10 protein-coding genes are annotated in these 12294 nt (G+C 61.6%); 9 read left to right on the forward strand and 1 reads right to left on the reverse strand.

The genetic code is table 11. From position 1 onward, the window contains the following. A partial coding sequence (locus F6X37_RS33995) for a hypothetical protein (RefSeq protein ID WP_222945023.1) occupies positions 1 to 1628 on the reverse strand: 1628 nt, incomplete at its 3' end. 22 nt (positions 1629 to 1650) lie between these two features. On the opposite strand from F6X37_RS33995, the gene F6X37_RS34000 reads away from it, so the two are divergent. The 9 genes from F6X37_RS34000 to F6X37_RS34040 all read left to right on the forward strand — a co-directional run bounded on the left by F6X37_RS34000 (position 1651) and on the right by F6X37_RS34040 (position 12166). Then, a complete protein-coding gene (locus F6X37_RS34000) occupies positions 1651 to 2862 on the forward strand; it encodes a YadA family autotransporter adhesin (protein WP_187614375.1) in 1212 nt (403 codons plus the stop codon). Positions 2863 to 2890: 28 nt separating this feature from the next. Then, on the forward strand, positions 2891 to 3220 hold the full coding sequence (locus F6X37_RS34005) for a hypothetical protein (RefSeq protein ID WP_187614377.1): 330 nt from the start codon (positions 2891 to 2893) through the stop codon (positions 3218 to 3220). Positions 3221 to 3427: 207 nt separating this feature from the next. Next, complete coding sequence (locus F6X37_RS34010; RefSeq protein WP_262420127.1) at positions 3428 to 5260, forward strand: tetratricopeptide repeat protein; 1833 nt, start codon at positions 3428 to 3430, stop codon at positions 5258 to 5260. Then, positions 5257 to 6969 carry a tetratricopeptide repeat protein gene (locus tag F6X37_RS34015; protein ID WP_187614379.1) on the forward strand — a complete coding sequence of 571 codons (1713 nt, stop codon included), beginning with the start codon at positions 5257 to 5259 and terminating at the stop codon, positions 6967 to 6969. The genes F6X37_RS34010 and F6X37_RS34015 overlap by 4 nt, the downstream gene beginning before the upstream one ends. Positions 6970 to 6990: 21 nt before the next feature. Continuing rightward, the gene (locus F6X37_RS34020; RefSeq protein WP_187614381.1) at positions 6991 to 8166 is read left to right on the forward strand and encodes a DUF2827 domain-containing protein; all 1176 of its coding nucleotides are present in this window, start codon (positions 6991 to 6993) and stop codon (positions 8164 to 8166) included. Then, the gene (locus F6X37_RS34025) at positions 8163 to 9317 is read left to right on the forward strand and encodes a DUF2827 domain-containing protein (protein ID WP_187614382.1); all 1155 of its coding nucleotides are present in this window, start codon (positions 8163 to 8165) and stop codon (positions 9315 to 9317) included. The genes F6X37_RS34020 and F6X37_RS34025 overlap by 4 nt, the downstream gene beginning before the upstream one ends. Positions 9318 to 9404: 87 nt before the next feature. Continuing rightward, positions 9405 to 9896 carry a DUF4019 domain-containing protein gene (locus tag F6X37_RS34030; protein ID WP_244145020.1) on the forward strand — a complete coding sequence of 164 codons (492 nt, stop codon included), beginning with the start codon at positions 9405 to 9407 and terminating at the stop codon, positions 9894 to 9896. Continuing rightward, a complete protein-coding gene (locus F6X37_RS34035; protein ID WP_187614384.1) occupies positions 9893 to 11020 on the forward strand; it encodes a DUF2827 domain-containing protein in 1128 nt (375 codons plus the stop codon). The genes F6X37_RS34030 and F6X37_RS34035 overlap by 4 nt, the downstream gene beginning before the upstream one ends. Positions 11021 to 11392: 372 nt before the next feature. Then, complete coding sequence (locus F6X37_RS34040) at positions 11393 to 12166, forward strand: response regulator transcription factor (RefSeq protein WP_187614386.1); 774 nt, start codon at positions 11393 to 11395, stop codon at positions 12164 to 12166. Positions 12167 to 12294 lie beyond the last annotated feature (128 nt).

The raw sequence follows: 12294 nt of genomic DNA on the forward strand, positions 1-12294 counted from the left end.
GCCTCGACGGGGATCAGCACGGTGCAGAGCGGTGTGGATTCGCTGTCCACAGGCCTGGGTTCGCTGTCGACCTCCACGTCGACGGGTATCTCGTCGTTGTCGACGTCGACCTCGACAGGCATCTCTTCACTGTCCACCGGTATGAGTTCGCTGTCGACGTCGACCTCGACAGGCATCTCTTCGCTGTCCACGGGCGTGAGCTCGCTGTCGACCTCCGCATCGACGGGTATCTCTTCACTGTCCACGGGTATGAGTTCGCTGTCGACGTCCACCTCGACAGGCATTTCTTCGCTGTCCACGGGCCTGAGCTCGCTGTCGACCTCCGCGTCGACGGGTATTTCGTCGCTGTCGACATCGGCCTCGACGGGGATCAGCACGGCACAGAGCGGCGTGAATTCGCTGTCCACGGGCGTGAGCTCGCTGTCGACCTCCGCATCGACGGGTATCTCGTCGCTGTCCACGGGTATGAGCTCGCTGTCGACCTCCACGTCAACGGGTATCTCGTCGTTGTCGACGTCGACCTCGACGGGTATGTCGTCGCTGTCCACGGGCGTGAGCTCGCTGTCGACGTCAGCCTCGACGGGGATCAGCACGGTGCAGAGCGGTGTGGATTCGCTGTCCACAGGCCTGGGTTCGCTGTCGACCTCCACGTCGACGGGTATCTCGTCGCTGTCGACGTCGGCCTCGACGGGCATCAGCACGGCACAGAGCGGCGTGAATTCGCTGTCCACGGGCGTGAGCTCGCTGTCGACCTCCGCATCGACGGGTATCTCGTCGCTGTCCACGGGTATGAGCTCGCTGTCGACCTCCACGTCGACGGGTATCTCGTCGTTGTCGACGTCGACCTCGACGGGTATGTCGTCGCTGTCCACGGGCATGAGCTCGCTGTCGACTTCCACGTCGACGGGTATCTTGTCGCTGTCGACGTCAGCCTCGACGGGGATCAGCACGGTGCAGAGCGGTGTGGATTCGCTGTCCACCGGCCTGGGTTCGCTGTCGACCTCCACGTCGACGGGTATGTCGTCGCTGTCGACGTCGGCCTCGACGGGCATCAGCACGGCGCAGAGCGGCGTGAATTCGCTGTCCACGGGCGTGAGCTCGCTGTCGACCTCCGCATCGACGGGTATCTCGTCGCTGTCCACGGGTATGAGTTCGCTGTCGACGTCGGCCTCGACGGGGATCAGCACGGCACAGAGCGGCGTGAATTCACTGTCCACGGGCATGAGCTCGCTGTCGACCTCCGCATCGACGGGTATTTCGTCGCTGTCGACGTCGGCCTCGACGGGCATCAGCACGGCGCAGAGCGGCGTGAATTCACTGTCCACGGGCCTGAGTTCGCTGTCGACCTCCGCATCGACGGGTATCTCTTCGCTGTCCACATCGGCCTCGACGGGGATCAGCACGGCACAGAGCGGTGTGACTTCGCTGTCCACGGGCCTGAGCGCGACCAACAGCACGGTCGCGTCGCTGTCCGCTTCGACTTCGACCGGTCTCCTGTCGCTGTCGACGTCGGCCTCGACGGGCATCAGCATGGTCCAGAGCGGCGTGACATCGTTGTCGACAGGTCTGAGCACGACCAACAGCACGGTCACTTCGCTGTCGACGTCGGCCTCGACGGGCCTCAGCACGGTTCAGAGCGGCGTTGCGTCCTTGTCGACGGGCCTGAACACGACCAACAGCAGCCTCACCTCGCTGTCGACGTCGACCTCGACGGGCCTCAGCACGGTTCAGAGCGGCGTGGCGTCCCTGTCGACGGGCCTCAGCACGACCAACAGCACAGTGGCACTGTTGTCCACCAGCGTTAGTACGGCAACCAGCGGCGTCAGCGCGCTGTCCACGGGCATCGCCACAGGCACGATCGGTCTCGTGCAGCAGGTAGGCGGCGCGCCGGGCAACGGGGTCATCACGGTGGGAGCCAACACGGGCGGCACCAGCGTCGACTTCACCGGCACCGCGGGCGCGCGTCAGCTGACCGGCGTCGCCGCCGGTACGGCGCCGACCGATGCAGTGAACGTGAGCCAGTTGCAGGCGGTGGCCTCAGTCGCAAACGACGCCGTGTTGTACGACAGCGCCACGCATAACAGCGTGACGCTCGGCGGCGTCGGTGCGAGCTCGGCGGTCGCGCTCACCAATGTAGCCGCGGGCACGATCTCCGCCACCAGCACCGATGCGATCAACGGCAGCCAGTTGTTTGCGCTCGAAACGCAAATCAGCTCGCTCGGCACCGGTTCACTCGGCGCCCAGCTTCCGCAGACCTCGCAGTCGACAGTCGCCAGCATGTCCTCGCAGTATGTCTCTGTGAATTCGACCGGTAGTGCGGCGAGTGCTACGGGGACGGAATCGGTGGCGGTCGGCGGCAATTCGACCGCGAGCTCGGCCCATAGCGTTGCCGTGGGTTCGGGTGCACAGGCGACGGGCTCCAATTCGTCGGCGATTGGCTCGAACGCGGTGGCCGCCGCGCCGAACTCCGTGGCGGTGGGCTCCGGCTCGATCGCCAACGAGGCGAATTCGGTGTCGTTCGGCTCGCCGGGCAGCGAGCGGACCCTCACGAACGTGGCGCCGGGTGTGAATCCGACCGATGCGGTCAACATGTCGCAGTTGAACTCCGTTCAGCAGGGCGTGAACGCGCTGGCGCGGCAGGCGTACTCCGGTATCGCGGGCGCAACCGCTCTGACGATGATTCCCGACGTCGACCCGGGCAAAACCTTGGCGGTCGGGATCGGCTCGGGCAACTACAAGGGCTACTCGGCGGTCGCGATCGGCTTCTCGGCACGCCTTACCGACAATCTGAAGATCAAGGGCGGCGCGAGTACCAGCGGATCGGGCAGTGTGGTTGGAGCTGGCATTGGCTATCAATGGTAAGGCGGATGGCGCGAGTGAAGGAGCGCGTATGAGTGTGACGGATTACACCGATCGTTTCATAGCCAATCTGCTGGCGGGAGGGCTGGTGACGTGCTTGACGATGTCTGTCGTCGGCTATTTCAACTGGTTCGCGAACGGCATAGGCGGCCTGACGCCGGAGGTTGTGCAGCTATGTCTGGTTCTACTGCTGGCTTCTGTCATCCTGTTTGTCTTGCCCTGGCTATGGCGCGTATGTGCGCGCTCCCGACACACGCTCTTCGCCGAAACCCGGCCGCGCGCGGGGGCGTGGCAGGGTCGGGCGACTGGTCTCGTTTTGGGTCTTGTCGCCGCGGTTTCTATCATCGCGCAGTTGAGGTAGGGGGATGTCGAGGAGACCGCGCAACGCAGTCAATCACGTCTCCTCCTCGCATGAGGAGGAGCATGAGGCACGTGAACAGGAGCACAATGTGCAGACTCCAGCGCCGAGGCTTTGGATGAGCGCAGGCGAGCTTGCATCACGTTGGACCGTTCTGCGCCCGTGGGCCTGGAGCGCCGGAGTCGGGCCGTTTTGGAGGGATTGTGCACAATGAGCAGCGTGATGGCGTCGTACTCCGAACGTATTGATGAATTGATGGCCGAGGGGGATCTCGTTGGCGCCTGGCGTTTGCTGGAGGCTCACGGTGCTTCGCGCCCCGGCGATCCGGGCATAGTGGCGGCGGCTGGGCGGCTTTTGCGTCTGCGAGGACGCCACGCGGAAGCCCGTGCATTGCTGGATCGTACATTGCAGGGCGCTTTGGACGACACCCGCGTGGTGACAGAGCTTGCGTATGTCGCGCGGGATCTTGGCGAGCGCGAAGTGGCCGATCGGTGGTTCGAGCGAGCGTACCGCAAAGGTACGGAAGGCGAGCAATGGGTACTGGACTGGATCGATCTCCTGTGCGGTCTATGCCGGTTCGATGTGGCACAACGCGTCGCGGCAACGTATTGCGAACGCATGCCTGGGAGCGCTTCAGGCTGGTTCTCGCTTGGCCTCGCGTACCAGCTCGGCAAGCGGCATGATCTGGCGCTCGACGCTTATGCGCGTGCGATGCGGCTCGATCACGCGTTGCCAATGCTGCGCAACAATATGGCGGCCGCGTACATTGCGACGGAAAATTACCACGAGGTGCAATCGCTGCTCAGGGATGTTCTCCGTGATGATCCCGGCAATGCGTTGGCCTGGACCAATCTCGCGACGATGCTACTGAAACGGGGCGATCCGACAGCAGCCCAGGTGGCAGCAGAGCGTGCCTGTTCGCTCGCACCTAACTATCCCGTTGCGCTGCAGTGCTGCGCGAATGTATTCAGTGAATTGCAGCAATGGGACATGGCGCTGCATTTTGCGCAACGCGCGGTAGAGCTTGAGCCGGCCAATATGTCTTACGTCTGGTCGCTCGCGATGTTGCAATTGCTGCGTGGCGACTATGCGGCGGGCTGGTTGAACCATGAAGCGCGATGGGACGGCTCCCCTGAATTGAACGGCAGCTGGCCTAATTTACCGATGCCGCGATGGACAGGGCAATCTCTGTCCGGCAAGAGCGTTGCCGTGTGGAGTGAACAGGGCAACGGCGATGTTCTGCAATTCGCACGGTTCCTGCCGCTCGTTGCCCGGAATGTCAGACAGGCGGGGGGCAAGCTCATCTTCATTTGCTATGCGAGCCTCCTGACGCTCATGCAGCGCAGCCTTGGCGATGAGGTGGAGGCGGTCATCCCGAGCGAGCAGCCGCTTCCCGAGACTGCGATCGATTACCACTTGCCGCTCGGGAGCCTGCCGTTTGCGCTTGGTGTGACGCCGGACCAGCTTTTCGCCGCGACGTCCTATCTCAAGACGGATCACGCGAAGGTCGGTGCCTGGCGTTCGCGGCACGAGTCGGACACGGGCCGACTCAAGGTTGGGCTGGTCTGGAGCGGCGGTCGCACGCATCAGCGCAATCCGGTGCGCTCAGTCGACCCGCGCGTCCTTGCGAGCGCGCTCGGCGCCGTGCAGGGTGTCGATTTTGTCAGCCTGCAGATCGGCGCCGGCAGTGAGACGAAAGCGATGCGCGAGGCCGGGATGAGTGTGTCCGACCCAACTGGCGAACTCCGGTCGTTCGATGACACGGCGGCCTTGCTGCACAGCCTGGATCTGGTGATCACCGTGTGTACGTCGGTCGCACATCTGGCCGGCGCTTTAGGCGTGCGCGCGTGGGTCTTGCTCGACGTCAGACCGCACTGGACCTGGATGATCGAACGTAACGATAGCCCGTGGTATCCGTCGATCCGGCTGTACCGGCAACAGGTCTATGGTCAATGGGAACCGGTGCTGACGCATGTCGCGCGTGATCTCGCGGCGCTAGTCGTGACGGCAACGCACCAGTTGACTCAAAAGGCGAGCGCATGATGGTGCCGTGCGAAGCGATCTTTCTGCCGGCGTTCGAGGCACATCGATGCGGGTATCTTCAGGAAGCCGAAGCAGGTTATCGCCGCGTACTCAAGTACGATCCCCGGCACGCCGATGCGCTGCATTTGCTGGGTTTGATTCACGCCGGACGAGGCGCGTTGCCCGAGGCTGCGGCGTTGATGCAGCAGGCAGTTGGCATCACGCCGACTGCCGTTTACTTCGGCAACCTGGGTGATGTGCTACGCCAGCAGGGACTGCACGCGGATGCAGAGGCAGCATGCCGCCGCGCGATCCAACTGAAGCACGACCATGCACCGGCCCACTTCAACCTCGGTCTGCTGTTCATGGCGACGGGGCGCAGGGACGAGGCGGAGCACGCGCTTCGTCAGGCATTGATGTTCGCCCCTGCGTCGAACGACGCGCTGAACAACCTCGGCGTCCTCCTTCAAGGCATGGGGCGCGTCAACGAGGCCGAGACCGCATACCGTCGCGCGATCGGCAACGATCCCAGCTACTTGCGCGCGCATTACAACCTCGGCTTACTGCTTCTGCGAGCAGGCCGTTTCGGCGAGGCCGAACTGGCCTTCAGAAGCGCGCTCGAAATCGATCCGGCGTACGCCGACGCGCAGAACGATCTTGGTACGGCGCTGCGGGAGCAGCATCGTTACGCGGACGCCGAGGCGACATACCGGAGCGTGCTGCAGCAGTGCCCTGATTTCGCGGATGCCCGCTGGAATCTGGCGCTCCTGCTGCTGGCTCAGGGGCGCTACGCGGAGGGCTGGCAGCATGCGGAGGCTCGCTACGATATGCATCGGACGACTCCCGTTTTACTCCCCGATCCGGGCTATCCGCAGTGGCGGGGCGAACCGCTGGCCGGCCGCTCACTCGTGATCTGTCACGAGCAAGGTCTCGGCGACTCCATCCAGTTTGCCCGATACGTGCCGCTCCTGAAGGCGCGAGGCCTGCGCCGTCTTACTTTGTTTTGCCCCGAGCCGTTGCAGGAACTCCTGAAGACGCTCGAAGGCGTGGATGAAGCGGTCTGCAATATGCAGGAAGTCGGACCGCACGATTTCTGGTCGTTGAGTATGAGCCTGCCTTTGCATGTCGGCACCACGACCGCAAACATTCCCGCACGTCTGCCGTATCTGCGCGCGCTGCCCGATCGGGTACGGCGTTGGCGTACCTGCTTGCCCGCACACGGGATCAAGGTTGGACTCGTCTGGAAGGGCTCGACTTCACATAGTCACGACGCAGACCGGTCTTTGCCTGGTCTGCTGTCGCTCGCGCCGCTTTGGTCGGTGCCGGACGTAACGTTCGTGAGTCTGCAGAAAGGGCAAGGCGAAGACGAACCTGCGGCTCTGGCGAAGCAATTGCCGATGGTGTGCGCCGCGCCAGACCTGACGGATCTCGCCGATACGGCGGCCCTCGTCAGCCAACTGGATCTCGTGATTTCCGTCGACACCGCGGTCGGACACCTCGCGGGGGCGCTCGGCAAGCCGTGCTGGCTCCTGCTGCAGAAGCCGTGGACGGACTGGCGCTGGATGCACGGCAGGACCGATTCCCCTTGGTATCCGCACGTAATGCGTATCTACCGGCAAGCGACGCCCGGGGATTGGGCCGAGGTCATAGGGCGGGTCGCGGTGGCGTTGGAGCAGTATGGACAATGGCGAATCAAGCTGCAAACCCTGGCGACGAGCGAAGGTTTATGACATTGCGTAGAGAACTGAATCGTGCGAATCGGAATTTCCGTTATTAGTCGTAGTGGGCAGAGCATCTGGGAGAACGGCCTTGGCCAGAATGTCTTCTTTCTTGCCGAACTGTTTCAGCGCTTGCCCTTTGTGGAATCGGTGCTGCTGATCGATGTCGGCGACCAGAATGCGATGCCGCCGCAAATCGATCTGGCCGCACGCAATCTCAGGCTGACGAGGGTGCGCGAGGCCACCGACGAAGTGGACGTGGTCATCGAAATGGGAGGCGCACTCGATATCGAATGGCTCGATCTAATACGTGCTCGTGGCAAGAAAGTGGTGTTTCACTGCTGCGGTCAGCCGTATGTCAATCTCGTCGAGCCGGCGATCTTCTCAAAGCCCTCATACTCGCCGCGGCCCGAGCGTTGCGACGAAATCTGGTATTTGCCGAAAGACGCAGCGTACGCGCCGATGATGCGCCTGCTGAACCGCTGCGACTTGCATGAGGTGCCGTTCATCTGGCATCCGCAGTTCATTCGGCAACGGGTGAGGGAGGTCGAGGAACTCGGCCTTCGCTACGGTTTCGACGCGCGCGATGCTACCGGCAACGCGGGCGATGTTCTCGCCGCCAGCGCACGACGCGGCCTGCGCGTGGCGATTTTCGAGCCGAACATTTCGGTCGTGAAGGCCTCGACCATTTCGATGCTGGTGTGCGACGAGGCGTACCGTGCGGATGCCGGCGCGGTGGAAGCGATGCATGTGCTCAATACGTTGCACATGAAAGACCATCCTACGATGCTTTATCTGGCCAACTCGCTGGACCTCGTGCGTCAGCACAAAGCCACGTTTCATGGCCGGCACGACATTGTCGGCTTCATGGTGCAGCATGCCGATGCGATCGTGTCGCATCAATGGCAGAACGAACAGAACTACAGCTATCTCGATGCGCTTTATGGCGACTATCCGCTGATTCACAACTCGCCGTGGCTGCGCGAGGCAGGTTACTACTACCACGGCTTCGACGCGCGCGATGGCGCCGCGCAATTGCAGCGCGCGGCCGTTGCACATGCAAGCGGTATCGACGACTACCGCGCCCGCTCGCAACGCGTGTTCGCCGAAGTCGATCCGTTCAACCAGCACAATCTCGACGCCTATGCGGCCCGGCTCCTGCATCTGTGCCGTAGCACGAAATTTGCCAATTCCGCGAGCCGCCGATGAGTGTCCAACCCAATCCCCATTCGGTCCCCCGAAACTTACGCGTGGGCGTGTCGATCTTCGTGCGCAAGGGCGAGCAGTCGGTCTGGGAAAACGGCATCTACCAGAACTGCATTTTTCTGGTGATGCTGCTGATGCGCTCGCCGCTAGTCGAAGCCACGTATCTCGTGGCGGGAGGAGGCGACGGCAGTCCCGAGGACGCGCGAAATTTTCTGGCTGATTCGCCGGTGCCGCTGATCGATATGGACGAAGCGGCCGCGACGCTCGACGTGATGATCGAAATGAGCGCGCAACTTGCGCGCGAGTGGGTCGTGGCATTTCGCGAGCGCGGCGGCAAGATCGTGTCGATGCGAGTGGGCAATGATTATGTGATCGATATCGAGCGCATGATCTTCGACAAGTCGCATGGATTGTTATTCACGGCCGCGCCGTATCACGAGGTCTGGACGCTGCCTGAGTACGAGAACACTTGTGTGCCGTATTACGCCAGTACGTTCCGCTGTCCAGTGCGCGTGATGCCGCATCTGTGGAGTCCCGTCATGCTGGAGCGCGAAGCGGCGCGTCTACCGGAGGGGCTCAACTTCGGCTACCAGCCGGGACGTCGCCGTTGGCGGGCCGGTCTGTTCGAGCCCAACATCTGCATGGTGAAGACGAGCTTCATTCCGTTGCTGACCTGCGAAGCGGCGCATCGTGCGAATCCGGACATGATCGAAAAAGTGTGGGCGTACAACACGTTCCATATGAAAGAGCACGTGAGCTTCAACGGTTTCGTCCGCAGCCTCGATATCGTGAAGCATGGCCTGAGTTCGTTCGAAGGGCGCTTTCCATTTTGTCGCGTGGTCTCGGAGCATGTTGATGTCGTCGTGAGTCATCACTGGGAAAACGCGCAGAACTATGTCTACTACGAGGCGCTGTACGGTGGCTATCCGCTGATTCATAACTCGCACCTGATTGGTGATTGCGGATATCGCTATCACGGCTTCGATTGCGAGGAGGGTGGCCGGGCATTGCAGCGGGCGTTCGCCGGGCACGACACGCATGTTGACGCCTACCGGCGCACGGCGAACGCATTTCTGCGCGGGCTCGATCCCGAGCACGATGACAACGTGCGGATATACAGCGATGCGTTGGCCGCGCTTTATGAACGAGAGTGAGCGGGCCGGAACACGTCCTTGCTTGCGAGGACTATCCACATCACTATTTCTTTATACGAGTACATATTCATACACGGGGAGCATCATTTGAAACACGTCACCATGATCTTCAAGCTGGCGGCCGTCTGCGCACTGACCATGTCGGCCACGCTGGCCGCAGCCGCACAAGGTAACTCGGCCGACGAACTGCTGAACGATGCCGAGCGTATCTTTCAGCAGTTCGACTCGAACAGGTACGCCGAGGTCTGGCAGGATGCGGCGCCATTCATCAAGGGGAAAATTCCGCAGGACCAGTTCGTCAAGACAATGAGCGACGCTCGTCACACGCTTGGAGCGGTGACACGGCGTGGCTGGTCGTCGGTTACGCGCATCCAGTCCATTGGCGTCTCCGGAATGCCCGATGGTCTTTATGCGAACGTGGACTCCACATCGACACTTGCCAATGGCCACACGGCTTTCGAACTGTTGAGCTTCCAGTTGGGAGCCGACGGGCAATGGCACTTGACCGGATATACGCCGCGTCTGACCCAAGCCCAAGCCCAGGGCGCGGAGAGCGCCGTGCGCGCCGGCGCGAAATGAGCGCACTGCGCATCGGCATCACGATCGGCCTGCATCACACGGGCGAGGCGTTGTGGAACAACGGCATCAAACAGAACGCAGTATTCCTCGCCGAGGCGTTGCGGCATTGCCCGCAGGTGGCCGGTGTGGTGCTGGTCAATACGACGGCGGTGCCGGTTACGCCGGCGTTGCCGTGGGATCTCGCCCGCTATCCGACGGTCGGCTTCGAAGCCGCGAAAGACTCGGTGGATGTGCTGATCGAACTCGGAGGGCAGATCGACGGCGCGCAGACCGATTACCTGAAGCAGCGCGGCGCGCGCCTCGTCTCCTATTGCTGCGGGTTCGAATACATTCACGCGATGGAGTCGGTGCTTTTTCGCAGGCGGCTGTGGGGTGAAAACCTGTTCGTCAATCAGCGTTACGACGACATCTGGCTCATTCCACAGGTTGCGCATATCAGCCAGTCCTACTTCGAGGTCTTGCGGCGTCAGACCGCACGCGTCGTGCCGTTCGTATGGAGTCCCATGTTTCTCGATGAACGCGTCGCCGCCATCGAACATGCCGGAGAATACCAGCCGCGCTCTGGCGCGAAGCGTCTGAGCGTGATGGAGCCGAACATCAACGTCGTGAAGTTCTGCCTGTATCCCGCGTTGATCGCCGAGCTTGCTTATCGCGAGCGGCCCGAGAGCATCGCTATTCTGCAGGTGACCAATGCGGAGGCGATCGCGACGGAAAGCCTCGAATTCATCACGTTGCTCAATCAGCTGGATATCGTAAAGGAACACAAGGCCGTGTTTCTCGGGCGTTACGACACACCAGCATTCCTCGCCGGCAATACGGACATCGTCGTCTCGCATCAGATGGAAAATCCGCTTAATTACTTCTACCTGGAAGTGTGCTGGCAAGGCTACCCGCTGATACACAACGCGTCGCTCTGTGACGATCTTGGCTACTACTATCGCGATAACGACGCCACCGAGGGCGCGCGACGCGTCATCGAGGCCATCGACACACACGATGCGCAGGCGTCGTCGTATCGGGAGCGGCAACGGGCATTAATCGAACGGTATTTGCCGAACAACGCGCAGTTGGTCGCAACCTACGCCGCGCTACTCGACGAACTGATGACTCGCCCGCTTCGCTGACCGATGTGCATCGCTGCCCGATATTTCGATCTCGTTTCGAAAGCATTGCGTTGGCTTCGGTTGCGATCTTCACATGGTCGGGGAGACGGAAGGCCTGCAACCCGCGGAACAGATCTCCCGCCCCCCATATGGGGGGCTATGTTGCCGATGCACAGCGGTTATCCTGAACTTCAGAAGTTCACAAAATTTATGCGGAACGACGGCGTTTGTTGGGGGCGCAACCCTGAACAAATCGCCGGATGTCTGTCCCGTGAGGGGCGCGCGCCTACTCGACTCGGCCATCCCGATGGGGTGGTCCAGATGGCGCACTCCGGTTCGTTCCGCCGGATGCTCGATTCGCAGGTCCGTCGGCTCGAAGGAAAGAGGTGACACATGAAGATCCTGTTGGTGGAAGACGATCTTGCGCAAGCTTCGGCTGTTGAAAAAGCATTGCAGCAATCGGGGCACAGAATAAGCCGGGCGGATTCTGGCGAAAATGCCGTGCGCTTCCTTAAGATCAATCAAGTCGATCTCGTGGTGCTCGACTGGAAATTACCCGGAATGACCGGACTAGAAGTCCTGCACTGGATACGCGGCAATATCGGTCGGGATGTCGCCGTGCTGTTCCTGACGAGCAGAGTGCTGGAGGTCGACGTTGCGCGTGCGCTCGATGCGGGCGCCGACGAATACGTTGTGAAACCGTTCCGCGCGATCGAACTGGTTGCCAGAATCAGCGCCTTATTGCGTCGCACCTACCGCAAGGAAAAGGTCGATAACCTGATAGCCGTGGGGCCCTACGTCTTCGATGTGGAGCGCCGCAACGTCTCTCTTCACGGCAAGACAATAGAGTTGACGGCGAAGGAATTCGACGTCGCCGCGTTTCTCTTCGCCAATATCGGGCGCGTGGTTTCCAGGGACCTGTTGGCGAAGCTTGCATGGGGACGCGAACTCGATAGTATGTCCCGCACGATCGACACCCATATCTATCGGTTGCGGCGAAAGCTGTCTTTGCACTCGGAGAACGGCGTGCGCCTGAGCACCGTCTATACGCACGGATACCGTCTGGACGAGGTTGTCGTGCATAGCGTGGCAAGCGACACGCTGGTCTGTGAGGCGTCGGAAGAGCGTGCTGCACCCAACCCCTGGCTCCTGCCAACGGCCTGCTAGAGCGAATGGCACTTACTTAAGCCCGTGGAGCGTGCCCATATTTTTGGACGCGCTCACGTGCGATGTGACGAGGCTCTTTCAGCCATGGGTAGGACTTCGGTCTTCGTTTGCGCATTCGTGGTTCGATG

The organism is Paraburkholderia sp. 31.1, assembly GCF_014397645.1.
In the GTDB taxonomy this organism is placed as follows: domain Bacteria; phylum Pseudomonadota; class Gammaproteobacteria; order Burkholderiales; family Burkholderiaceae; genus Paraburkholderia; species Paraburkholderia tuberum.